The sequence below is a fragment of the Aeromonas sp. FDAARGOS 1410 genome, from assembly GCF_019048745.1.
GTDB lineage: Bacteria > Pseudomonadota > Gammaproteobacteria > Enterobacterales > Aeromonadaceae > Aeromonas > Aeromonas jandaei.
On record NZ_CP077401.1, the window covers coordinates 1,706,426 to 1,730,122 of the forward strand.

Here is a 23,697-nt window from a genome sequence, read left to right on the forward strand (position 1 = left end):
GGGGCTGGCTCCCTTGCGTAGCAGGGCGGCATTTCCGAGAATAGGGCAACGTTATGGCAAAGGACCCCTTCATGATTGCGTCTCTCTCCAAGTTTGGCCTGGTAGCCCTCTGCAGTTCCCTGCTGGTCGCTTGTGCCCAGTCGCCGACCGGCCGCAGCCAGATGCTGCTCTACTCTCCCCAGCAGATGAACCAGCTGGGAGCCGACTCGTTTGCCCAGATGAAGCAGCAGGAGAAGGTGAGCACTGATGCCAAAATGAACGCCTATGTCTCCTGCGTCGCCAAGGCGGTCGCAGCCCAGGTGCCCGCCAGCTACGGCATCACCAACTGGGAAGTGGTGGTGTTTGACTCCAAGCAGGTCAACGCCTTTGCGCTGCCCGGCGGCAAGATCGGGGTCTACAGCGGCCTGCTCAAGGTAGCCAAGAATCAGGATCAGCTGGCGACCGTTATCGGTCACGAGCTGACTCACGTGCTGGCCCAGCACTCCAACGAGCGCCTCTCCCGCAGCCAGCTGGCCGGTATTGGTATGGCAGCCGCCGATGTTGCCCTCGGCAGCAGCGAGTACCGTGGCGCCACCATGGCGGCGCTAGGTCTTGGCATGCAGGTGGGGGTGATGCTCCCCTATGGCCGCACCCAGGAGAGCGAAGCGGATCGGCTGGGTCTGGAGCTGATGGCGCGTGCCGGTTTCAACCCGGCCGAAGCGATTCCGCTGTGGCAAAACATGAGCGCAGCCTCCGGTGGCAACAATCCGCCCCAGCTGCTCTCCACCCACCCGAGCAACGAGAGCCGGATTGCCGAGTTGCAGGCGCAGCAGGCTGAAGTCGAGCCGCTCTATCAACAGGCTCGCGCGTCGGGTCTGGTGCCCCAATGCAAGGCATAAGCCTGCGCATGGCGCGGCCCGAGGATGCTGCCGCCATGACGGTGATGCAGCGAGCCAGCTGGCTCGCTGCCTATGGTCAGGTGCTGGGCCCGGATCTGCTGGAGCAGCTGGCGGTGACTTCCCATCTGCAGATCTGGCAGCAGCGGCTCGCTGACACTGGGCCAAGGCCCATGCTGCTCTGTCTCGACGACGTCGTTATCGGGTTGCTCTACTGGCAACCGGGGCAGGAGGGTGATGAGACCATCGCCTGGATCCGCGCCTTCTATCTTCACCCCGATCACTGGCGGCAGGGCTATGGCAAGCGGCTGTGGCAGGCGGTGGCGATGCAGATGCGCCGCGCCGGTTGCAGTTGCGTCAAGTTGTGGCTGCTCGATGGCAATCACATCGGCGAGGGCTTCTACCTGCGCCGCGGTTTCATGTTTGATGGTCAGGAGCGCACCCTGATGAGCCTTGGCCACCCCTGTCTGCAGCGGGAAATGTCCCGTTTGCTCTGATCTCTCTCCCGTTTTTCGCCCCCGGTCACTTTATTTTTTTAGCGAATTAATACAATGTCACCCGAAACAGATGGGATGAGAACTCGCTGACAGGGAGTGCGGCATGTATTACGGCTTTGATATCGGTGGTACCAAGATTGCGTTCGCTGTCTACGACGGCGCCCTGAACCTCTGCCATGAAGAGCGCATGAGTACGCCCGGTGATGACTATCAGGGGCTGTTGCAGCTGGTTCGCTCCCGGGTCGAGCAGGCCGATACCCGCTTTGGCGTCAAAGGGGCGGTCGGCATCGGTTTTCCCGGCATTCTCAACCGTCACGACCAGAGCATAGTGGCGGCGAACCTCCCCTCCATCAATGGTCGCCATCTGGGGGCTGATCTGGCCGAGCTGCTGGCGCGGCCGGTCAAGGTCGATAACGATGCCAACTGCTTCCTCTGGTCGGAAGTGCACAAGGGGGCGGCCGATGGGGCCGGCAGTGCGCTTGGTATGACCATTGGCACCGGCATCGGTGGTGCCATCTATCTGGCAGGCACCGTGATCCAGGGGCGTAACTGGCTGGCTGGCGAAATCGGTCACTATCCGCTGCCGGCCACCATCCTGATGAAGTATCCCGACTTGCCTCGTCCCCGCTGCGGCTGTGGCCGTCTGGTCTGTTTTGAAACCTATGGATCCGGTACAGGCCTTGAGCGCCTCTACTACCATTTTCACGGCCACCGGGCCACCGGCCATCAGATTGTGGCGCGCTTTGAGGCTCATGAGCCCCATGCTGTTGCCACCATCGACTGCTGGCTGGAGATCCTGGCGGCCGGACTTGCTACCGCCATTTCGGTGATGGATCCCGAGGTGGTGGTGCTGGGGGGCGGCCTGAGTGGCCTGCCTGCCCTTTACGAACAGTTGCCGCTGCGCCTGCCCGGCCATCTGCTGCCCGGGGTGGCAGTGCCCGAAATCCGCGAAGCCCGTTTTGGCGGTGCCGGTGGGGTGCGGGGCGCAGCCTTGCTCAATCTATGAGATCAGATGCAGGTCTGATCTCCCCGATAAAAGGAGTCCTCATGACCTCTCTTGAAATCTGCATCGACAATCTGGAATCCCTCTTCACAGCCCAGGAGTCTGGCGCCGATCGCATCGAGCTCTGCTCTGCGTTGGGGCTTGGGGGGCTGACCCCCTCCTATGGTTTTATGCAGTTGGCCGCTCGTCACGCCACCGTCCCTGTCTATGCCATGATCCGTCCGCGCGCCGGAGATTTTTGTTTCAACGACGGTGAGTTCGAGATGATGCTGCAAGATATCGCGGCGGCCCGCTCTGCCGGTCTGCAAGGGGTCGTGGTCGGTCTGCTGGACGAAGAGGGGCGGGTCCCCGCCGCCAAACTTCAACAATTGGTGGATGCCGCCGGCCCCTTGGGTGTCACCTTCCACCGCGCCATCGATCTCTCTTCTGACTGGCGGCTCGATCTGGAGATCATTGTCGCTGCCGGCTGTGAGCGCATTCTCAGCTCCGGCCATGCACCGACCGCGCTGGCCGGACTGGAAAATCTGCAGGCGATGCAACAGGCGCTGGCGGGGCGTGCCAGCCTGATGCCGGGGGCGGGGGTCAATGCCGATAACGTGCGCACCATCATCGAGTTTACCGGGGTGAGCGAAGTGCATATGTCCGGCATGGGCTGGCGCGGCGGTATGGTGCCCCATGGCGTCAATATGGGTACCTCGGATGATGGCCGGGTCAATATCACCGATGGTGCCAAGGTCGCGGCAGTGCGCGCCCTGCTGGATCGATAACCTTTCGGACCAAACGGACAAAAGAGGGGCGCCACTTGCTGGCGCCCCTCTTTTTGCTTGTGTGAACTCTCTCCCACGCTCGGGGAAATCAGGTGCGAGGTCGGCAGCACCTCGCGAAAAAGTCTGATATCATCCCGTCTCTTTTATCATCTGGACCCGGAGCACATCTCAATGTCCCAATACGACTCTATCGAACAGAAAGCCAGTTATGGCATCGGCCGCAACATGGGTGATCAGCTGGCGCAGCAAGCCTTCGCCGGTCTGGATATCCCGGCCCTGCAGCAAGGTCTGGCAGATGCCCTGAACGGTCTGGAGTTCGCGGTCAGCCGTGACGATATCAACGATGCCTTCCAGGTCATCACCGCTCGCATGCAGGAAGAGCAGGAAGCGGTTGCCAAAGCAGCTGCCGCTGCTGGCGAAGCTTTCCTGGCCGACAACGCCAAGCGCGACGAAGTGACTGTGACCGATTCCGGCCTGCAGTACGAAGTGCTGGTAGAGGGCAATGGCGCCGTGCCGGTAGCGGGTCAGTCCGTACGCGTGCATTACCACGGTACTTTCACCCACGGTGGCGTATTCGACAGCTCCGTTGCGCGCGGTCAGCCGGCCGAGTTCCCGGTGACCGGCGTTATCGCTGGTTGGGTTGAAGCGCTGCAACTGATGCCGGTTGGCTCCAAGTGGAAGCTCTACATCCCGCACGATCTGGCCTACGGTGCCCGTGGTGCCGGTTCCATCCCGCCCTACTCCGCGCTGGTATTCGAAGTAGAGCTGCTGGATATCCTGTAATCCGGCTGGCTTGAAACATACGGCGACCCTCGGGTCGCCGTCTGTTTTTTGGGGCCCCTCAATAGACACCGGTTGTCGCGACCAGATGAAATCGGGGACGATAGCCGCCATCTTTTTCGACTCTTGATTGATTTTTTCACTCTGGCGGCAGGCATACTGCAAACCGTCAGATCAAATCGAGGAACCCAGGATGAACAGATACATGAACAAGGCCGTGCTGACCGCCTTGCTGCTGCTCAGCATTCCGGCCAGCGCCGACGCCATGCGCTGCAAGAATGCGCTCATTACCGAAGGGGACAGCACCGCCGAGATGCTGCTCAAGTGCGGCGAGCCGATGTTGCGGGAAGATATTACCCGTAACGAGGAGAATCAGTATGGCAACGTGGTCGAGGTCAAATATGGCGAACGCTGGACCTACAACTTCGGCAAGAACGAGTTCATGCGCTTTGTCACCGTGCGCAACGGCAAGGTGATTGACATCGAAAATGGCCCGCGCGGCGAGTAGCCGGCGGGCGAAAGGCATGGATGCACAACAGACAGAAGGGCAAGTCCCTTGACTCACATGTCCGGCAAGGGGTCGCGGTGACCAAGTTGTCTGACCGCCAGATTGATCTGGCGGGCCAGCCTCAGCCGCTGGCGACAGGTCAGGCCGTGAAGGCTGATCCTGCCGGCGTTGAATTCAAATGTCCCCAATGCCTCGATGGCAAAGTAACCTCGGTGAAAGCTCTTGATGTAGCAAGCGATCTGGCGCGGGGATAACTGCTTGAACACCTTCATCACAACAAACCCTGATTGAACCGGACGGGGGAGATGATGGGACTCGTATATGACATGCTGATGACGGTTTTGTACGCGTTCAATTAATCCGGTCACGGTCACGTGCGGCAATGCGGCCATGAAAAAGTTGTGCGGTGCAGCGGCTCGGCCCCGATATACTGCGAGCACTTTGACTGGATGAGCAAAAGGGTCTGCGCGTGGAATGGGTTGATGTAGTGGATGCGGATAACCGGGTGATTGGCGTGGCCGAGCGTGCCAGGGTGAGGCGCGAGAATCTCTGCCATCGGGCCAGCTACATTCTGGTGCTCGATGCGGCGAACCGCATCTTGGTGCAGCGGCGCACCCTCAGCAAGGATTTCTGCCCCGGTATGCTGGATGCGTGCGCCGGCGGCGTGGTCACCACCGGGGAGGAGATGGAACCCTCGGCGCGGCGTGAACTGGCCGAGGAGCTGGGGATACGTAATGTGCCGCTCGAGGCATTCGGTGACTTCTATGCCGAAGGGGAGGGGTATCGGGTCTGGGGTGGCCTCTTCAGCTGCCGTTATCAGGGGCCGCTGCAGTTGCAGGCCGAAGAGGTGAGCGAGGTGCAGTGGATGAGCCTGGCCGAGATAGCGGCCCGCGCCGCCGAGTTTACCCCCGACTCCCTGCTGGCTATCGCCACCTGGCAGGCGCGACGTTAAGAGCGCCGCCACAAAAAACGGGCAGCCTTTGGGCTGCCCGTTTTTGTTGCGCTGCTAGACAATCTTGAGCAGACGGTTGGTGCGCCCGCAGCGGCTGGGTCTGGCCAGCCAGTAGCCCTGCCAGTCGGTGGCAAGGCGCAGCAGCGGATACTCCAGATCGAGCCTGGTCACCACCAGTTGTCCCGGATCTTCCCCCGTCACCGGCTTGCCGCTGGCCGGGTCGATGATTTCGACGATGCAGCTCTCGTTGACGATAAAGCCCTGACCGGGGCGGCTCTCGTAGGCCACCACCCCGACATCCTGCCACACCAGACAGTTGAAGGCGGCAATGCCGTGGATAGCCTCGAGCGGTGCTGTCTCGGGATGGGTCACCTCGCACAGCAGGGCGTGGCGCAGGCATTCGGTGGGGGTCTCTGCCAGCTCGGCGGCTTCCAGCAGATCGAGCAGGGTGACCAGCGGGCCGACGAAACCGGTGGGTTGATAGCGCCGCAGTGCTTCGAGCTGGCGCTGGGTGTCGTCGGGGCCGCAGGGCACCACGGGGCAGCCAAGCTGGCGCGCCCCGTTGTCAAAGATGAAGGCGGTGGGGCCGGCGTGATAGTCGTGGCAGTTGAGCAGCACCTCTCCTGCCTTGAAGCCGGCGGCAAAGAGCGCCCGTGCAGCCCCCCACCAGTCGGCCCCGGCATATTCGGGAATGGCCAGCTGCCCGGGGCAGGAGAAGACCCGCAACGCCTGACTGGCTGGCCGACCGGTGAGTCCGGCAAAGGGGGGATAGGCTTGCTGGGCGGCAAAGAGATCCGTGCTGTCGAGCAGCGGCAGGGAGGCGAGCTGCTCCAGATCGTCGAGACGGCAGTGGCGATAGGCGCTGGAGTAGCCGGAGCAATACTGGCTGACATGGGCGAGTTGATGATTGAGCTGATCCAGCTGCTGTTGTGCGCGCAGGGCTGGGGGACGAATTTCCAGCCCGTCGTAATGGTTATGCATGAAGGCCTCCTGAGTCGGCAGATCCTGCTCAAGGTTAGTTCAAATGGCCCCAGCAGAGAGGGGCCTGTGTCACATGGCTGGTGTGAGGTAGACTGGGGCTCTTTTCATCCACAGGCCCCCCTCAACTAAAGGACGAGCACGATGATCGCGATTGGTCAGACCCTGCCTGCGGGCGAATTCACCTTCATCACCGCCGAAGGAAAGCAGCAGCGAGACACCCAAAGCCTGTTTGGCGGCAAGCGGGTGGTGCTGTTTGCGGTGCCCGGCGCCTTTACCCCCACCTGCTCCAACGCCCATCTGCCGGGTTACGTGGTGCTGGCGGACAAGTTCAAGGAGAAGGGGGTCGATACTATCTGCTGTCTGTCGGTCAACGACGCCTTCGTGATGAAGGCGTGGCAGGATGCCCAGAACGCCGGGGCCATCACCATGCTGGCCGATGGTGATGGCAGCTGGACCCGGGCGCTGGGACTTGCCAAAGAGACCGGTGCCTTTGGCGGCGTGCGTGCCCAGCGCTTTGCGTTGATCGCCAACGATGGCGTGGTAGAGCAGCTGTTTGTGGAGGTGCCCGGCAAGTTCGAGGTCTCCGATGCGGCGAGTCTGCTGAGCAGACTGTAGCGATTAATCGTTGTTTGATTTTCCCTTGAATTGACAGGCGGCGCCGTTACACTGGGCGCCACTTTCCAATGGCGCCAGCAGCTTTTGCTGGCGCTCCTGTTTACTGGCGATGGGATAGAGACTGTATGACCCTGGCTTTTGTTGCCCTGATTGCCGGACTGGCGCTGCTGGTCTGGAGTGCTGACAAGTTTGTGGACGGGGCGGCGGCAACCGCCCGTTATGCCGGCATGCCGCCGCTGCTGATCGGCATGGTGATCATCGGTTTCGGCACTTCGGCCCCCGAGATGGTGGTCTCCGCGCTGGCAGCCTCTCAGGGTAATCCCGGGTTGGCCCTTGGCAACGCCTATGGCTCCAACATCACCAATATCGCGCTGATCCTGGGTCTGACGGCGCTTATCAGCCCCATCGCGGTCGCCTCTCAGGTGGTGCGCAAGGAGATCCCGATCCTGCTCGGCATTACCCTGCTCTCCGGTGCCCTGCTGCTGGATGGCCATCTTGGCCGGATGGATGCCGCCATTCTGGGTGTCGTCTTTGTTGGCCTGATGGGCTGGTCCATTTGGGCTGGCATGAATGGCAAGGGAGATGCGCTGGATGTAGAGACCGAAGAGGATATCGCGAGTGAGGGGATGTCCCTCAAAAGCGCCATCTTCTGGCTGGTGGTCGGGCTGGTGTTGCTGATCGGCGCCTCCCGCCTGCTGGTGTGGGGGGCGGTGACCATCGCTCAGACGCTTGGCATCAGCGATCTGGTGATTGGTCTCACCATCGTCGCGATCGGTACTTCGCTGCCGGAGCTGGCCTCGTCCCTCATCGCCATTCGCAAGAATGAGCACGATCTGGCCCTTGGCAACGTGCTCGGCTCCAACCTGTTCAACACCCTGGCTGTGGTGGGGATTGCGTCCGGTATTCACCCGCTCGATGTGGCGCCGGAAGTGCTCTCCCGCGACTGGAGCATCATGATGGGACTGACCCTGCTGCTGCTGGTGATGTGTCTGGGCCGCAAGGGGCAGGGCCGCATCAACCGGCTGGAGGGGGGCGTGCTGCTCACCTGCTTCGTCGCCTACACCGGCTGGTTGCTGGGCAGCCAGTTCGTCTAGCCATATCGGGCATGATGCAACGAAAGAGGGGAAGCCATGGCTTCCCCTCTTTGCATTCTGTTGGCGGCGTTTAAGCGACAGCCACCAGTTTCTGTCCCTTCTGGCTGCTGTCCAGAATGAGGATGCTCGCCTTGGGGAAGAAGTTGAAAGTGGAGGCGGAGGCCCAGGTGTAGGCGCCCATCACCTTGCCCACTACCAGCTCGCCAAGCTCGAGGTCCGGCAGCATGATGCCCTCGCGGATCACATCCACGCTGTCGCAGGTGGGGCCGGAGAGTACCGAGTTGTGCAGCTCGCCGCTGGCATAGGGCGTACTCACCGGATAAGTGACGTGGTCGTAGAGCTGGCCGTTGTAGCTGCCATAGAGGCCGTCATCCAGGTAGTACCAGATCTTGTCACCGCGGTGGGCCTTGCCCATCACGCTGGCGACCGAGGTCATGGCCGGTGCGCTGATAAAGCGGCCCGGTTCGGCAATCTTCTGTACGGTTGCGGGCAGCTTGGCCAGCGCCTCGCGGATCGGGGCACAGAAGCCGTCGATATCGAACTCGCCACCCTCATAATCGACCGGGAAGCCACCACCGATATCCAGCACCCAGGGTTTGAGGCCGAGCGCCCAGGCCTGCTCCATGATCTCGCGGCAGGCGTCGATGGCCTGCACATGGCGACGGGCGTGAGGCACCTGCGAGCCGACGTGGAACGACAGCCCCATCACCTTGATCCCCTTGGCGTGGGCCAGTTGCAACAGTGGCAGCGCCTGTTCCGGGGTGCAGCCGAACTTCTTGGAGAGATCGACCTTGGTCTCGGGGTTGGGGAAGCTGACCCGCAGCAGCAGTTTCACTTCGTCCTTGTAGGGAATGAACTTTTCCAGCTCCAGCGGGTTGTCATAGACAAACACGGTGCAGCCGAACTCCAGCGCATAACGGATATCGCTGTCGCGCTTGATGGGATGGGTATGAATGCAGCGTCCCGGGCGAACCCCCTGACTGCGCACCAGATCCACTTCGCCATTGGTGGCCAGATCGAAACAGGCCCCCTCTTCCTTCAAGACAGAGACCACCGCCTCGTGGGGCAGGGGTTTGAGTGCATAGTGCAATCGTACATCGGGCAGGGCAGTGGCCAGCGCCCGATACTGTTTGCGGACGGCTGCCTTGTCGAGCAGCAGCAGGGGGGAGCCGAATTGTTCAACCAGCTGACGGTAATCTTGTGCTACCAGGGTCTCGTTCATTCTCTTTTGGTCATCCTTAGGGGGCGTGATATGCCCAAGCCATATGCGATTGAACCGGCGACGGCCGGGTCAGGCGAGCGGTCCGGTGGGACCAACCGAACACAGTGCATAAATTGATGGCAAAGTGCTTGGTTATGCGTCGGATTATCTGCTTATTGACTCTGTGTGCAAGCTATTTGATTGGATATGTTGGCAAGTTTTTCTGGCCGAAACGATTGAGAGGATTGCTATCAATTCAGCCACTTTCCTGATCGAACCGTTTCGCTGCCGTTCGGGCTTAACTTGTTGATAGTTAACTAACATTTAACATGTTGGCGAGGGTTTGAGCGCAGGGCAAAAAAGTGCGGCAGCGGGGTTCCAAGTGCGAGACAGCTCACATTTTTTGGATTAACATGCCCGCTTCCTAATCCAAATTAGTTCGGATGAAGGTAGCAGGAGAGCGATGGGCAACCATCCACCGAAGAAGTGAATCTTTCAGGTACCGGGCAACCGGTGTGGACTGCTACTGGACGATACTCTGGAGAGACCCGTTTAATCGGGCGCCGAAGGAGCAAGGCACCATGATTGCATCGCAATCTGGCGCCGGAAACTCTCAGGCAAAAGGACAGAGGGGATGGGATGGTTGTACCTGGGCTTGGCCCGCATCCGATCGCCTCTGGCCGATCGCGACACCTATGGGAAGATCATCCTTCTCCTCCTTAATTTTTGTTTCTTAAGGAGGATGCATGTCATCAATTCAATCGGCGTTAACCGCCATCGATAGCTTTATCTGGGGGCCACCCCTGCTGATCCTGCTGGTCGGGACCGGTATCTACCTCACTCTGCGTCTGGGTCTGCTTCAGGTGGTGCGCTTGCCGCTCGCTCTGCGTCTGGTCTTTGGCCGCGATCAGGGCCAGGGCAAGCAGGGGGATGTCTCCAGCTTCGGCGCCCTCTGTACCGCGCTTTCGGCAACGATCGGCACCGGCAACATCGTCGGGGTCGCCACCGCCATCAAGCTGGGCGGCCCGGGTGCCCTGTTCTGGATGTGGATGGCTGCGCTGTTTGGTATGGCTACCAAGTACGCCGAGTGTCTGCTGGCGGTCAAATATCGCGAGCAGGATGCCAACGGCCAGATGGCTGGCGGCCCCATGTACTATCTGGAGAAGGGGCTCGGCTCCAGGCCGCTGGCCAAGCTGTTCGCCCTGTTCGGCATCGGCGTCGCCTTCTTCGGCATCGGCACCTTCCCGCAGGTGAACGCCATCAGTGATGCCATGAGCCTCTCCTTCTCGGTGCCCCGTGAAGCGACTGCCGTGGTGTTGACCCTGATCGTGGCGCTGGTGACTTTGGGGGGCATCCAGTCCATCTCCAGCGTGTCGAGCAAGGTAGTGCCCTTCATGGCCATCTTCTACATCGTCGCCTGTCTGGGCGTGCTGGTGAACAATGCCAGTGCCTTGCCGGAGGCGATCGCGCTGGTGATCGGGAGTGCCTTCACCGGCCATGCGGCGACCGGTGGCTTCGTCGGTGCCGGCATCATGCTGGCAATCCAGTCCGGGGTGGCGCGCGGGGTCTTCTCCAACGAGTCGGGACTGGGCTCAGCGCCTATCGCGGCAGCGGCGGCCAAGACAGACTCCTGTGTGGAGCAGGGGCTGGTCTCCATGACCGGTACCTTCATCGACACTATCATCATCTGCACCATGACCGGCCTGACCCTGGTGGTGACCGGGGTGTGGAGCGGCGATGTGAGCGGCGCCGCCATGACCAGTCAGGCCTTTGCCCAGGGGCTTGATGCCCATATCGGCCAGTATCTGGTGAGCATTGGCCTGCTGTTCTTCGCCTTTACTACCATCCTTGGCTGGAACTACTACGGTGAGCGCTGCACCGAGTACCTGTTCGGGGTGAAGGCGATCAAACCTTACCGCCTCATCTATCTGGTGCTGGTGGCGAGCGGTGCCTTCCTCCATCTGGATATGATTTGGCTGCTGGCCGACATCGTTAACGGCCTGATGGCGGTGCCCAACCTTATCGGTCTGATTGGCCTGCGCCACGTGGTGATTGCCGAGACCCGCGCCTACTTCAGTCGCGAACAGGATGGCGAAGCCGAGCCGGAACCGCAGACCGCCTGATCCCGCAACAATCGATTTAAACGGAAAAAGCCACGACCCGGGTCGTGGCTTTTTTATTGCGCTCTGTTCGTCGCGGGATCAGAGAGGCTGTTTGCTGCGCTTGGGCAGCAGCAGGTTCATCACGATGGCGGTGATGCCGCCGGTGGCGACGCCATAAGAGAGCACGCTTCTGGCCAGCTCCGGCAGGTGCTGCAGCACTTCCGGCACCTGCGCTACCCCGAGGCCCATGGCCAGCGACACCGCCAGGATCATCAGGGCACGGCGGTCGAGCTCCTCGCGGGAGATGATGCGCACACCAGCGGCGGCAATGGTGCCGAACATGACGATGGTGGCGCCGCCCAGCACAGGTTCGGGGATCTGCTGTACCAGACTGGCTACCGCAGGGAACAGGCCGAGCAGGGCCAGCATGGCGGCGATGAAGAGGCCGACATGACGGCTGGCGACGCCGGTCAGCTGAATAACGCCGTTGTTCTGGGCGAAGGTGGACATGGGGAAGGTGGAGAACAGCGCTGCCAGCATGGAGTTGGCGCCATCGGCCAGCACGCCGCCCTTGATCCGCTCCATATAGACAGGCCCTTCCAGCGGCTCGCCGGAGATGTCGGAGGTGGCGGTCATGTCACCGATCGCCTCGAGCGCCGTCACCACGAAGATGATGGCGAGCGGTACGAACAGCTGCCAGTCAAAGCCGAGACCGTAGTGAAGCGGAATGGGCACCATCACCAGCGGGCCATCGAAGGTGGGGGCGCTCACTTTGCCCAGCAGCAGCGCCACGGCATAGCCCGCCAGCATGGCGATCATGATGGCGGAGAGGCGCAGCCAGGGGTTGCGGCTGCGCTGCAGCAATACGATGAGGCCGAGTACCAGCAGGGAGAGGAAGAGGTTGGTGTGGCTGGCGAAGCTGCCGTCTGCCAGCGCGCCATAGCCACCGCCCATGCTGATGAGCCCCACCTTGATCAGGGTCAGGCCGATCAGCAGCACGACGATGCCGGTCACCAGCGGGGTGATGATCCGTTTCACCAGATGGAGGAAGCGGCTCATCACCACTATGGTGAGGGCGGCTGCTAGCATTGTGCCGAACAGGGTGCCCAGCAGATCGTCGGTGGGCATGGCCGCCTGCTTGAGGGCGAGACCGGAGGCGATGATGGGGCCGAGGAAGTTGAAGCTGGTGCCCTGTACCGAGAGCAGGCCGGAACCGATGGGGCCGAAGCGGCGGGTCTGGATGAAAGAGGCGATGCCGGACATGACCAGCGACATGGAGACGATATAGCGAGTGTCGGCGGCAGGGAGGCCGAGGGCATTGGCGATGATGAGAGGAGGAGTGATGATGGCGACAAACATGGCGAGCATATGCTGCAGGGCGGCGAACAGCGTCTGGGGCAGAGGCGGGACATCCTCTATGCCATAGACCAGTTCGCTATGGGCTCGCCTGGGTGGATGTGCCTCTCGATTGGCGCGTGTGACTGCTGCCTGTTCCATATGTACCTCGACTGTGTGGGGGGAGGGGGAAAAATTGGGCGCTATTGTAGTGATCGAGAGGGGGATGGCCAGCGTTAATGAAGAGAAAAAAGGTTTATTTTTCTGTGTATTGAAACGTTTGCGCGGTGTCGTTATCATCTGTCGGTTTGTGTGATCGTCCTCTCCTTTTTATTCCCCTCGCTAATGACATTTTTACCACTTTGTAGGTGTAGAATGAGCCCTCGGTAATTAATCGTGGAGACTCTGGATGCTTAAGTTGTCAGAGTTCTGGAGTGCGAGGGTTCACTCCGAAGACTTTACCCGTACCCGTATGGGTTTTATGACGGTGCGGTTGCGCCTGCTCACCTGTCTGCTGATGGCCGGGTTGCCGGCCTGGGCCGTGGTGGACTGGATTACTCTGCCTGCCCCCCATTTCGAGCAGCTGTTTCAGGCCCGCATCTTCTGCACTCTGGCACTCTCTCCGCTGATCCCCCTCTCTTACCTCATTCACTTTCGTCGCGAGCGGATGAAGCTGGCGCTCGGCTATCTGATGATGGTGATGATGATTTTCTCCCTCTTCTGCCTGCACAGTTTTGGCAGCGAGCAGGAGCTGCAGGCCGGTTATGCCGTCTTCCCCTATCTGCTCATCACCCTGTTTGCCATCTTTCCCATCCCGCTCTCTCTTGGGCTACAGCTGGCTGGCGTGGTGCTGGTGACCATGCTGCTGGGGTACTGGCTGCTGGTGGGGCAGAGCCTCTGGAGCCAGGCCACGCTGAACCAGATCTGGGTGCTCGGCATGTTTACCCTGGCCAGCTGCTGGGTGCAGTGCGGTCAGCTCAATATGCTGCTGCGGCTCTATCGGGAGTCCACCACCGACGAGCTGACCGGCATGATGAACCGCCGCCTGCTGATGAAGCAGCTGGAACAGGCGAGAGTCCGACTGCAGACCAAGAAGAAGCCCTTTGCGGTAATGCTGCTGGATCTCGATCGTTTCAAGCGGATCAACGATATCTACGGTCATCTGGCAGGGGATGCGGTGCTCAAGGAGGTGGCCACCACGCTCGGCGAGCAGCTGGAACCTGATATGGTGCTGGGGCGCTACGGCGGCGAGGAGTTTGCCATCCTGATGCACAACCACGCCGATCCGGTACAGGCGACCAGAATGGCCGAGCGGCTGCGTATTGCGGTCGAGGCGCGGCTGGTAAAGAGTCCCACCTCGGACGAGTTGCTGGAGGTGACGGTGAGTATCGGGATTGCCATGGCTCGTGCCGACGACACCATCGATATTCTGATCAACCGTGCCGACGAGTGCCTCTATCAGGCCAAGATGGCGGGGCGCAACTGTGTGGTGGTCGAGGGTCAGAACAGTGGAAAGACAGATGCCGCCTGAGGGCGGCATCTTGTTGGCAAGGTGCTGGCGAAATCAGCTCAGCTTGTACTTGCCGGAGAGTTGCTGGGCCAGCAGCTTGAACATGTTGAACACTGCCATGGTCTTGCCGGTCGGGGTGCCATCTTCGGCGAGGAAGAACTCCCCCTTGAACACCAGAATATCCCCCTTCTGCTCCACCGAGTCGGCGCGCATGCCGTGGATGAAATCTTCGTGTTCCTTGATGATCTTGTTGGCCATCTCCAGCAGGGCAGTCTCGGTGATCAGCTCTTTCTGTGGTTGCATGCTCGTCTCCTTAAACGACTACTGGGCAGGGGCATTGAGCCATTGCATGTGGCGGCGCCCTGCCTCTGATTGAAGAGGGGGCTAGCATACTGCAAACGGGGATTTTCTGTCATTGATATGACCCCGCTTTGTCGCGTTTTAGCCCATCACCAGATTCTTCAGCCAGCGGCGCTGGCGAATGCGACGCTGCACCAGCACCATCTTGCTGATCTCCTCCAGCAGTACCACCGCCACCACCCAGGAGAGGGGCCAGCCGAGCAGAGAGACCGCCACCCACGCCAGCGGCAAGCCGATACACCACATGCCGACGATATCGATGAAGATGGTGTAGTTGACATCGCCGCCCGAGCGCAGCACCCCGATGATCCCCACCATGTTGAACACCTTGAGCAGCATGCCAAAGCACATGATGCCGAGCACCTGACCCGCCTCGGCCATCAGCTCGGGAGGCAGGTTGCCGACCCACTGCAGCAGGTTGGTCTGCAGCAGCCAGACTGCGATCCCCACCAGCAGGGCGCCGATGGGGGCGAGCAGCAGGAAGAGCTGGGAGTGCTGCCAGGCGACCTCGTACTCCTCGGCGCCAAGCCGGTGACCGAGCAGGGTGGAGCAGGCCACCGCCAGCCCGAAGAAGAGGGAGATGAGGATGCTCTCCAGCGTGCCCAGGGTCGTCATGATGGCCAGCGAATCGGTGCCAAGATGGGCGTAGAGAAAGCCGTAGAGCAGCATGCCGAACGCCCAGAGGCCGTCATGAAACAGCAGCGGCAGGGCGATCAGGGTAAAGCGTACCACCTCCTTGCGCCGAAATGCTGCCAGCCAGTCAGCCTTGCGCGGCACGAGGCGAGCCTCATTGCGCTGCACATAGATAAGCAGCAGCACCGTCTGCAGCAGCCGGGAAATAGTGGTGCCCCAGGCCGAGCCGGCTACGCCCATCGCCTCGAAGCCAAAGTGGCCGAAGATGAGGGCGTAGTTGAGGATGACGTTGGCAATGATGGCGATGATGCCGATCCGGGTGGGGGCGGCGGCATTGCCGACCGAACGCAGCGCCGACTCCAGCGGTACCACCACGGCGGTGCAGAGGATGGTGGCGCCGGTGATCATCAGAAACTGGTCGGCCAGCGGGCGCAGTTCGGGATCCTGGCTGGCAAAGCCGAGCACGTCGCCCGGAGCGAGCACATAGATGAGGGCAAACGGCAGCGCCACCAGCAGGGCGCCGACCAGCGCCAGTGCCAGTGACCGGCGTACCCCGGCCATCTCGCCGCGGCCGTAATATTGTGCTGCCAACACCGAGACCCCGCCTGCGAGGCCCGCTGTCACCAGCAGATTGAAGAAGAAGACCCGGTTACCCAAGCCGACCGCCGCCACAGCCGTGGTGCCAAGCTGGCTCACCATCATGATGTCGATGAGACCAAGCAGGGAGAACATCATGGATTGCAGCGAAACCGGCAGGGCCAGCCGCCACAATCGGGTCATGAACTCGCGATCGGTGGTTTGTTTTAAAATCGCTTGCCAATAATTCATTAGTGTTCACCGGGTATGAGAAAAGCAAGGTTTGTCATGGGTATGATAGGGGGAGTGGCGAGCGGCTTCACTGTGAGTCTCTCTCTGGTTTATTGTGTGAAACTATCCTGTTGAGGTGTTATGCCCTTTGTCAGCGAGTGTCTGGAGATAGCGCCCTCCTGCGATGAGCGAATGCTGGGGCGCGAAGGGCTGCCGCTGCTCGGCGAGGCCGGTATCTTTCTGACCGGCCTCTCGACCATTCGGGAGCACTACCTCATTCGCCGCAATCGGCCCGAGTTTCACATTCTGATGGCGAGCCACAGTGAGGGGGGGGCGCTGCTTACCGACCGGGGCGAGCAGCCTGTCCCGAATGGTTCGCTCATCTTTTTACCCGCCGCCGTGCCCGGTGGCCTCAAGCTGGTGGGGGAGCAGTGGCAGATGAGCTGGATTTTGCTCGATGACGTGCCGCGCTGGCAGCATCTGCACCGGCTCGGCCACCGTATCTGGCAGGGGGATGGCGGTGATCAGCTTCATCATCTGCTCAGCCTGATCCAGCTCGAAGGGGTTCGTTCCCCGCTCCAGCCCCAGTTGCTCACTCTGCTGCTGGCTCTGCTGGAGCGCACCCTGCAAGGGGAAGTGCGTGGCACGCCGGAGCTGCGCCTGCAGGCGCTGTTTCGCCGGGTGGAGGCGCGTCTCGACGAGCCCTGGAGTGTGGCCCTGCTCGCTGACCAGATGGCCTGCTCGGTGCCTCATCTGCACCGCCTCTGTCAGCAGCACTTTGGTATGGGGCCGATGGCAAGGGTGACCGAGCTCAGAATGAACAAGGCGCGCCAGTTGCTGCTTTATACCAACTGGCCGCTCAGCGAGCTGGCCGCCCGGGTCGGTTATAGCGATGGCGCCAACTTTGCCAACTCGTTTCGACGCCTGACTGGTCAGACCCCGGGGGCATTTCGTCGACTCGGTCGCAAACCTTTTGCAACGGATATGCAAACTCTTTGAAATTAATGACACAAGCCCCTAGGATCGGCGGGTTCCTGCGTCTAGCTAACCGTTTAGGTATCAAGATCCATGTTTGAAGATAATAACCAGAAACGTCCTCTCTACATTCCCTACGCCGGTCCCGCCCTGCTGGAGACCCCGCTGCTCAACAAGGGGAGCGCCTTCACCAGCGAAGAGCGCAGCAACTTCAACCTCGAGGGGCTGTTGCCCCAGAATATCGAGACCATCGAGGAGCAGGCCGAGCGTGCCTATCGCCAGTTCATGGCGTTTGGCAACGACATGGACAAGCACATCTACCTGCGCAACATCCAGGACACCAACGAGACGCTGTTCTACCGGCTGCTGCACAACCACCTGACCGAGATGCTGCCCATCATCTACACCCCGACCGTCGGCAAGGCGTGCGAGGAGTTCTCCAACATCTATCGCCGCGCCCGTGGCCTCTTCATCTCCTATCCGGACAAGGAGAGGATCGATGACATGCTGCAAAACGCCACCAAGCAGAACGTCAAGGTGATCGTGGTGACCGATGGCGAGCGGATCCTGGGTCTGGGTGACCAGGGCATCGGTGGCATGGGCATTCCCATCGGCAAGCTGTCGCTCTACACCGCCTGTGGCGGCATCTCGCCCGCCTACTGCCTGCCGGTGGTGCTGGATGTGGGCACCAACAACCAGCAGTTGCTGAACGACCCCTTCTACATGGGCTGGCGCAATCCGCGCATCTCCGGTGAAGAGTATGCCGAGTTCGTCGATGCCTTCATTCAGGCGGTCAAGCGCCGCTGGCCGGATATCCTGCTGCAGTTCGAGGACTTCGCCCAGAACAACGCCATGCCGCTGCTCAACCGCTACAAGAACGAGCTCTGCTGCTTCAACGACGACATTCAGGGTACTGCTGCGGTGACCCTCGGCAGCCTGATCGCCGCCTGCAAGGCCTCCGGCGCCAAGCTCTCCGAGAAGCGGGTTGCCTTCCTCGGCGCGGGCAGCGCCGGTTGCGGCATCGCCGAGCAGATCGTTGCGCAGATGAAGGCCGAGGGGCTGACCGATGCCCAGGCACGCAGCCGGGTCTTTATGGTGGACAGATTCGGTCTTATCACCGACAAGATCCCCAACCAGCTCGACTTCCAGCGCCGCCTCTCCCAGCCGGTGGAGCGCATTGCCGATTGGCCGGTGGGTGACAACATCTCCCTGCTGGAGGTAATGGAACATGGGCGCCCGGACATTCTGATCGGGGTCTCCGGCCAGCCGGGGCTGTTCACCGAAGAGGTGGTCAAGACCATGCACAAGCACTGTGCCCGTCCCATCATCTTCCCGCTCTCCAACCCCACCTCCCGGGTCGAGGCGACGCCTGCAGATCTCATCCGCTGGACCGACGGTCAGGCGCTGGTGGCAACCGGCAGCCCGTTTGCTCCGGTGGAGTACAAGGGCAAGCGCTACGTCATCGCCCAGTGCAACAACTCCTTCATCTTCCCGGGGATCGGCCTTGGCGTCATCGCCTCCGGCGCCACCCGGGTGACCGACGCCATGCTGATGTCGGCCAGCCGTGCGCTGGCGGAGTGCTCGCCGCTGGTGAAAGGGGAGGAGGGCTCCCTGCTGCCGGATCTGGCGGATATCCATCAGGTCTCCCGCTACATCGCCAAGATGGTGGCCAAGACCGCCATGCTGCAGGGCAAGGCGGTGCAGACCCCGGACGAGGTGATCGATCAGGCCATCGAAGCGAACTTCTGGCATCCGGAGTATCGTCGCTACCGCCGCACCTCCTTCTGATACAGCTCAGCGCTAAAAGCCATAAAAACAAAGGGATGCCTGGGCATCCCTTTTTGCATCCGGTGAGTTATTGCGATAGTGAGCGATCGAACTGAATGATTGCTTCCATGACCTCATCTGGTGCTTCATACCAAGGGAAATGGCCTGCATTGGGGATGGTTACCTGTCGAACGTTATCCCCTTGATAGCGGGGATCCTGCCACTGCTGCTGAGCGACTACTCGATCATCACCACCGGAAATAATAAGCACCGGGATAGTCGCTGGCCACCAGCGGGCCTCGTACGTTTCATCAAAGTGGTCTGCCGACCAGCCCATGGCCGCAAGGTTGAAGGGGAGGCTCGCCAGCATGGTCCGCCCCATGGCCAATGTGTGCGTCGAAAAGTTCCAGGGAGCACTTGCCATGACGAGCGCCCTGAGGGTCGCGATATTTGGTTCGCGGGAAAAAGCTTGCGCGGCAGTCTCGCTCTCGGGCAAGGGGTGCTGTTCACACATGCTTGCAAAGTCGGCCTGCCAGCGAGCAGAGGGGGCCGAGCTTATCAACACCAGCCCAGCCAGCCGCGTAGCCAGTTCAGATACCGAGAGCAGATACATGCCACCGGTTGAATGACCAATGAAAACGGGGTTGGGAAGTGCATCGGCTGCTTCTATGAGTACATCCGGCCAGCGCTCGTACGCAGTCGCATGATCGATCATGTCGGTATTGCTGCCATCGCCGGGCAGATCAATTAGCCAGACTGTGCCGTTGACCGTCAGCTGCTCTGCCAGCATTTGCAGGCTTTCCGAGCCGAGCCCCGGACCACCTGGAAGCAGCAGCCAGTTGTATTTGCCTGCCGAGCGCGAGACGCATCTCATGCGAATGCGGGAGGGGGTATAACGCACGTCATGCATTGTGTATTTATCTATGACTTGAACCGGTCGGGGAGTGCAGACTTTATGCTGGCAAGGCAACGACGGCAAGCTGGTTTGAGTGGTGTGGAAGCGAAGGGTAAATGACAAGGGGGATGCCCAGACATCCCCCTTGATTCAGGTAATACAGCGTTCGCTACGCAAACAGAACTTGGTTACTTGGTTACTTGCTGGACGCCGGTGACGCGTACTTCGACGCGGCGATCCGGGGCAAGACAGGCGATCAACTTGGCCTTGGCCTTGATGCCGTCGCACTGGGTGCCGGTAACCGGGTTAGCCTCGCCACGACCCTCGATGGAGACCTTGCCAGCCGGCAGACCCTTGCCCACCAGGAAGTCGGCCACGGTGCGGGCACGGGCTTCGGAGAGCTTCAGGTTGTAGGCATCGGAGCCGATGCGGTCGGTATAACCGACCACCACGGCGCTGCCATCTTTCGGCTGCACGTCGACGATCTGTTGATACAGGGTATTGAGCGCTGCGACACCTTCTGGCTTGAGGCTGGATTTGCCAAAGGCAAACAGCACGTCAGAGCTCAGGGCAAAGTTCTTGTCGACGACTACGGGCTCGGGAACGGGCTCGGGGGCTGGAGCGGCAACCGGTGCGACATAGGATGTCCGGTTGGGGTGCAGCACCAGCTCCAGGGTGGCAACGCTCATGTCGCTCTCCCAGGTTTTCTGCTCGTCACCCAGATTCCACAGGTAGCGGTAGCGAGCCTGCACATCGATGAGGTCGGAGAGCTTGGCTGTCAGCCCCAGGCCTGCCAGCGGCGCAGTGCCGTTGGCGTCGTTGCCGTTACCGTTGACGTGGTTGAAGTAGGCACCACCTTCAGCGAATACGGAGAAGATATCGCCCAGCGGCAGGCGAGCGATACCGGATAAAGTGCCCCCCTGAGTCTTGAAGTCGGTACCGTCTACGCCAGCTTTGCCAGCGTAGAGATAGCCCAGCTCGGCGGCGAAGTTCTGGTTGAAGTTGTAGCCACCGAACAGGTTCAGCGCGGTGGCATCCTTGTCGGCATCTTTGCCGAAATCATCGAGATTGTGGGCATAGGCCCAGCCTGCGCCCATACCGCCGTACCAGTCATCGGCGGCCTGTGCCGTGGTGGCTGCGGCGGCGAGCGCCAGCGCGATCAGAGTTGGTGCCATGTTGATTTTCATCGAATTATCCTCGTTGCATCAGCCCTTGCGGGCATTCGAAACAGTCGTTCTTATTAGCTGCGAAAAATTCGCCAGCAAAGTGGATAGCGGATGGCTTCGGGACACTCATGAGGCATTGGCATCATGGACAACAGACCGGAAGGGAAGCGTTATCTCGCGCTTATCCAATCCCTTACAGGCGCAACTACTGTATGCCTTTGACTCTGAGCAGGCAAGTTCACGGGAAAAGGTGACAGGATTGTCAGAATCAGACGGGGAAGTATGGAGCGGGGGAAAATGACAGGGGATAAACAAAAGGGGGAGCCTTGGCTCCCCCTTTCCGCACACAAGAGTCAGATTACTTCTGAACTTCTTGTACGCCAGATACGCGAACTTCTACGCGACGGTCCGGAGCCAGGCAGGAGATCAGCTGAGCTTTAGCTTTCACGCCGTTGCACTTGGTGCCGGTAACCGGGTTGGCTTCGCCACGACCTTCGATGGCAACTTTGCTGGCAGCCATACCTTTGCTGACCAAGAAGTTGGCAACGGTGCGGGCACGCGCTTCAGACAGCTTCTGGTTGTAAGCGTCGGAACCGATACGGTCGGTGTAACCAACAACAACAGCGTTGCCATCTTTCGGCTGGAACTCAACGATCTGCTGGTACAGAGCGTTCAGGGCAGCAACACCTTCCGGCTTCAGGCTGTCTTTGCCGAAGGCGAACAGGACGTCGGAGTTCAGAGCGAAGTTTTTCTCAACGATCTGCGGAGCAACCGGAGCCGGAGCTTCTTCAACAACCGGAGCCGGAGCCGGAGCTACGTAGGAAGAACGGAACGGGTGGTATACGGCTTCCAGGGTAGCAACGCTCTGGTTGGACTTGTAACGGTCACCGTTGTCAGCGTGCAGGTCAGCCACGTCCCACATGTAGCGGTAGCGAGCTTGCAGATCCAGAGCGTCGCTAACCTTGTAGGTCACGCCCAGGCCAGCCAGCGGGGAAACCTTGGTGTCGCTTACGCCCAGACCATCGGTGTGAGCCCAGTAGGCGCCGCCTTCAGCAAAGGCAGAGAAGTCGCCGCCCAGCGGCAGACGAGCGATACCGGACAGAGTGGCACCCTGGTTCTCGTAACGGTTGCCGTCAGTGTTGCCACGACCAGCGTACTGGTAGCCGAACTCGGTACCGAAGTTTTCGGTGAAGTTGTAACCTACGAAGGCGTTGGCAGCAGCAGCATCTTCTTCACCAACGTTGGTGCTTTCGATCTTGTTCAGACCGTTGAAGTGAGCAGCACCAACACCGGCACCGAAGTAGATGTCGTCAGCGGCGTGAGCAGCGGTGGCACCCAGAGCAGCCATGGTGATGGCAATCAGGGAAGGAGCCATTTTCATCATAAAAAAATCCTCGTTGAGATCGCACGTTGTTCACATGCTTCGCACTATTGAATTTATGTAAGCTGCAGGCTCCGCCGTACTGCTGGCGTCGAGTCTGGCAGTGACCCGGTGTCGGGTCGCACACTCTCCTGGTGTGTCAGATGCGCTGGCAGGGCACGCTGAACGTGAAAAACCGCAGCCAGGCAACGATGTCATTCCGATGACGAGGCGCACTCTATGCCGATTTTGAAACATGATCAAGCTCACAAATGAACCTGATGGCAAATTGTGTCGTGTCGATAACTGGCTGTTTATCCAGATTAATTAGTGATCCAGATAGGCCCTGTGCAGGCGCTTTTCGAGCTTCATATAGGCCTGAACCCAGTCTGGCTGCGGGTTGGCCGGATTCGCTCTGGCAGCAAAGACGGCGAGATAATCCTGCTCGGTCGCGTTTTGCAGCAACGGAGTGAGACTGGTCAGAAAATGGCGGGCCAGATAGGGATCCAGTGGCCAGATATTGAGGATGGCGCGGGCGACCGGCTGGATGGCTGCCGGGCAGACAAAGTGCAGGTGGCCCGCTTCCAGCCATGTGGCCATGTCAGCCAATTCTGATTCCGGCACTACACCTTTATCTCCCGGCGTGGCGGCCAGCATCATCTCCTGACCATTACCGGTGAGCAGCAGACCATTTTGCTGCAACACGCCGTCATGAGTGCGCAGTTGAAGAGTCGATTCATCCTGCTCCAGAAAGAGTGAACATTTCTCTGACAGGGTTGTCAGAATGGTGCCGCTCTGATCGCTCAGTGAGGCGGGAAGCCAGAATGCTTCGGCGCGATATTGCGCTCCCTGCTGGAGCTGCAGTTGCAATTCTATGTCGCTGGAAACCGTGTGCAGGCGAGAGATAATGCCGGGAAACGCCATACTTATTCCTCTTAATGGATAGCCGGCGAATTATACGGTTTATTGGGATGGCAACAATAAAGGTTTCTTTTCGAGACTGTTTACCTGAGGCGGCTGAGCGATTACCATCCCCCCTTGAAGGCAAGGGTTGTCGCCGAAAGGCGCTCATAAAGATAGAGGCTCGACCATAACGAGTCCGTACAAAACTGATACACTTGACTACGAGTCGTCGCGAAAAATAAAAGGCGGATTAAATCCGCCAAACGGAGTATGGAACAATATGAATTCAAATATCGTCACTGTTGGCAAGAAGATCCGTCAGATCCGTGAAGCGGTTGGTTTGAGCCGTCCGAAGTTTGCTGATTTGCTGGGTGTTCCCCCCACAACCCTGAAGAACTACGAACTGGGTTATCGTGAAGTCGGTGGTGCCTTCCTGGTTGCCCTGGCTCATCACCCGGAACTGCACAAGTTCACTCTCTGGCTGCTGGCTGACAAAAAAGTCGCCGAAATCGGCCAGATTGGTCCGGACGATCTCGCCAAGGCGTAATCGTCACTGTGACAGATAGGAAATGCCGCCTTCGGGCGGTATTTTTTTGGGTCGCTGATCGATA

At 60.1% G+C, this 23,697-nt stretch carries 24 protein-coding genes and 1 riboswitch; of the genes, 14 read left to right on the plus strand and 10 right to left on the minus strand.

Annotation, left to right across the window (positions count from 1 at the left end; genetic code table 11):
- Positions 1 to 71 precede the first annotated feature (71 nt).
- The 6 genes from I6L40_RS08200 to I6L40_RS08225 all read left to right on the plus strand — a co-directional run bounded on the left by I6L40_RS08200 (position 72) and on the right by I6L40_RS08225 (position 4,430).
- Entirely contained in the window at positions 72 to 878 is an 807-nt protein-coding gene (locus I6L40_RS08200; RefSeq protein ID WP_042032971.1) for a M48 family metallopeptidase, read from the plus strand.
- Positions 866 to 1,372 carry a GNAT family N-acetyltransferase gene (locus I6L40_RS08205; RefSeq protein WP_216995266.1) on the plus strand — a complete coding sequence of 169 codons (507 nt, stop codon included), beginning with the start codon at positions 866 to 868 and terminating at the stop codon, positions 1,370 to 1,372. The genes I6L40_RS08200 and I6L40_RS08205 overlap by 13 nt, the downstream gene beginning before the upstream one ends.
- 103 nt (positions 1,373 to 1,475) lie before the next feature.
- The gene (locus I6L40_RS08210) at positions 1,476 to 2,378 is read left to right on the plus strand and encodes an ROK family protein (RefSeq protein ID WP_071912125.1); all 903 of its coding nucleotides are present in this window, start codon (positions 1,476 to 1,478) and stop codon (positions 2,376 to 2,378) included.
- Between the two features lie 41 nt (positions 2,379 to 2,419).
- Entirely contained in the window at positions 2,420 to 3,142 is a 723-nt protein-coding gene (locus tag I6L40_RS08215) for a copper homeostasis protein CutC (protein WP_071912122.1), read from the plus strand.
- Positions 3,143 to 3,313: 171 nt separating this feature from the next.
- Complete coding sequence (locus I6L40_RS08220) at positions 3,314 to 3,925, plus strand: FKBP-type peptidyl-prolyl cis-trans isomerase (RefSeq protein WP_033115749.1); 612 nt, start codon at positions 3,314 to 3,316, stop codon at positions 3,923 to 3,925.
- Between the two features lie 190 nt (positions 3,926 to 4,115).
- Positions 4,116 to 4,430, plus strand: coding sequence for a DUF2845 domain-containing protein (locus I6L40_RS08225; RefSeq protein WP_071912120.1), 315 nt, complete (start codon positions 4,116 to 4,118; stop codon positions 4,428 to 4,430).
- 53 nt (positions 4,431 to 4,483) lie between these two features.
- Here the strand turns inward: I6L40_RS08225 and I6L40_RS21145 are convergent, their stop codons facing one another.
- Positions 4,484 to 4,702, minus strand: coding sequence for a DUF1107 family protein (locus tag I6L40_RS21145; RefSeq protein ID WP_071912118.1), 219 nt, complete (start codon positions 4,700 to 4,702; stop codon positions 4,484 to 4,486).
- 197 nt (positions 4,703 to 4,899) lie between these two features.
- Here I6L40_RS21145 and yfcD point away from each other — a divergent pair, with 197 nt between their 5' ends.
- The gene (gene yfcD, locus I6L40_RS08235) at positions 4,900 to 5,382 is read left to right on the plus strand and encodes an NUDIX hydrolase YfcD (RefSeq protein ID WP_071912116.1); all 483 of its coding nucleotides are present in this window, start codon (positions 4,900 to 4,902) and stop codon (positions 5,380 to 5,382) included.
- Between the two features lie 54 nt (positions 5,383 to 5,436).
- Here the strand turns inward: yfcD and I6L40_RS08240 are convergent, their stop codons facing one another.
- Entirely contained in the window at positions 5,437 to 6,363 is a 927-nt protein-coding gene (locus I6L40_RS08240; protein ID WP_071912114.1) for a phenylacetate--CoA ligase family protein, read from the minus strand.
- A 141-nt stretch (positions 6,364 to 6,504) separates the two neighbouring features.
- Between I6L40_RS08240 and I6L40_RS08245 the strand changes: the two genes are divergently transcribed.
- Together I6L40_RS08245 and I6L40_RS08250 are read left to right on the plus strand one after the other, a co-directional pair.
- The gene (locus I6L40_RS08245) at positions 6,505 to 6,978 is read left to right on the plus strand and encodes a peroxiredoxin (protein WP_071912112.1); all 474 of its coding nucleotides are present in this window, start codon (positions 6,505 to 6,507) and stop codon (positions 6,976 to 6,978) included.
- Positions 6,979 to 7,103: 125 nt separating this feature from the next.
- Complete coding sequence (locus I6L40_RS08250) at positions 7,104 to 8,072, plus strand: calcium/sodium antiporter (protein WP_043849393.1); 969 nt, start codon at positions 7,104 to 7,106, stop codon at positions 8,070 to 8,072.
- 70 nt (positions 8,073 to 8,142) lie between these two features.
- Here I6L40_RS08250 and I6L40_RS08255 read toward each other — a convergent pair whose 3' ends face one another.
- Positions 8,143 to 9,294, minus strand: coding sequence for a type III PLP-dependent enzyme (locus I6L40_RS08255; protein WP_071912110.1), 1,152 nt, complete (start codon positions 9,292 to 9,294; stop codon positions 8,143 to 8,145).
- Positions 9,295 to 9,801: 507 nt separating this feature from the next.
- Positions 9,802 to 9,912, plus strand: a riboswitch (glycine riboswitch).
- Between the two features lie 107 nt (positions 9,913 to 10,019).
- Between I6L40_RS08255 and I6L40_RS08260 the strand changes: the two genes are divergently transcribed.
- Positions 10,020 to 11,396, plus strand: coding sequence for a sodium:alanine symporter family protein (locus tag I6L40_RS08260; protein ID WP_071912108.1), 1,377 nt, complete (start codon positions 10,020 to 10,022; stop codon positions 11,394 to 11,396).
- 78 nt (positions 11,397 to 11,474) lie between these two features.
- Here I6L40_RS08260 and I6L40_RS08265 read toward each other — a convergent pair whose 3' ends face one another.
- Positions 11,475 to 12,872 (minus strand): nucleobase:cation symporter-2 family protein, encoded by a 1,398-nt coding sequence (locus I6L40_RS08265; protein ID WP_042032987.1) that lies wholly within the window; start codon positions 12,870 to 12,872, stop codon positions 11,475 to 11,477.
- A 247-nt stretch (positions 12,873 to 13,119) separates the two neighbouring features.
- Here I6L40_RS08265 and I6L40_RS08270 point away from each other — a divergent pair, with 247 nt between their 5' ends.
- Entirely contained in the window at positions 13,120 to 14,241 is a 1,122-nt protein-coding gene (locus I6L40_RS08270; protein ID WP_071912107.1) for a diguanylate cyclase, read from the plus strand.
- A gap of 33 nt (positions 14,242 to 14,274) precedes the next feature.
- Here the strand turns inward: I6L40_RS08270 and I6L40_RS08275 are convergent, their stop codons facing one another.
- Both I6L40_RS08275 and I6L40_RS08280 read right to left on the minus strand, forming a co-directional pair.
- Complete coding sequence (locus I6L40_RS08275) at positions 14,275 to 14,523, minus strand: YciN family protein (RefSeq protein WP_033115738.1); 249 nt, start codon at positions 14,521 to 14,523, stop codon at positions 14,275 to 14,277.
- A gap of 138 nt (positions 14,524 to 14,661) precedes the next feature.
- On the minus strand, positions 14,662 to 16,041 hold the full coding sequence (locus I6L40_RS08280) for an MATE family efflux transporter (protein WP_071912105.1): 1,380 nt from the start codon (positions 16,039 to 16,041) through the stop codon (positions 14,662 to 14,664).
- A gap of 120 nt (positions 16,042 to 16,161) precedes the next feature.
- On the opposite strand from I6L40_RS08280, the gene I6L40_RS08285 reads away from it, so the two are divergent.
- Together I6L40_RS08285 and I6L40_RS08290 are read left to right on the plus strand one after the other, a co-directional pair.
- Positions 16,162 to 17,019 carry a helix-turn-helix transcriptional regulator gene (locus tag I6L40_RS08285; protein WP_071912104.1) on the plus strand — a complete coding sequence of 286 codons (858 nt, stop codon included), beginning with the start codon at positions 16,162 to 16,164 and terminating at the stop codon, positions 17,017 to 17,019.
- Between the two features lie 69 nt (positions 17,020 to 17,088).
- Positions 17,089 to 18,783, plus strand: a complete 1,695-nt coding sequence (locus I6L40_RS08290) for an NAD-dependent malic enzyme (protein WP_041208193.1) — start codon at positions 17,089 to 17,091, stop codon at positions 18,781 to 18,783.
- 67 nt (positions 18,784 to 18,850) lie between these two features.
- On the opposite strand, the gene I6L40_RS08295 is transcribed toward I6L40_RS08290, so the two are convergent.
- The 4 genes from I6L40_RS08295 to I6L40_RS08310 form a co-directional block, all read right to left on the minus strand.
- A complete protein-coding gene (locus tag I6L40_RS08295; RefSeq protein ID WP_071912102.1) occupies positions 18,851 to 19,672 on the minus strand; it encodes an alpha/beta fold hydrolase in 822 nt (273 codons plus the stop codon).
- Between the two features lie 173 nt (positions 19,673 to 19,845).
- Positions 19,846 to 20,844, minus strand: coding sequence for a porin OmpA (locus I6L40_RS08300; RefSeq protein WP_043849401.1), 999 nt, complete (start codon positions 20,842 to 20,844; stop codon positions 19,846 to 19,848).
- 337 nt (positions 20,845 to 21,181) lie between these two features.
- Positions 21,182 to 22,207: an OmpA family protein gene (locus I6L40_RS08305; RefSeq protein WP_071912100.1), complete on the minus strand. Its 1,026-nt coding sequence runs from the start codon at positions 22,205 to 22,207 to the stop codon at positions 21,182 to 21,184.
- 303 nt (positions 22,208 to 22,510) lie between these two features.
- Entirely contained in the window at positions 22,511 to 23,107 is a 597-nt protein-coding gene (locus I6L40_RS08310; RefSeq protein ID WP_071912098.1) for a hypothetical protein, read from the minus strand.
- Positions 23,108 to 23,366: 259 nt separating this feature from the next.
- On the opposite strand from I6L40_RS08310, the gene I6L40_RS08315 reads away from it, so the two are divergent.
- Positions 23,367 to 23,633 carry a DNA-binding transcriptional regulator gene (locus tag I6L40_RS08315; protein ID WP_026456659.1) on the plus strand — a complete coding sequence of 89 codons (267 nt, stop codon included), beginning with the start codon at positions 23,367 to 23,369 and terminating at the stop codon, positions 23,631 to 23,633.
- The last annotated feature ends 64 nt before the right edge of the window (positions 23,634 to 23,697 follow it).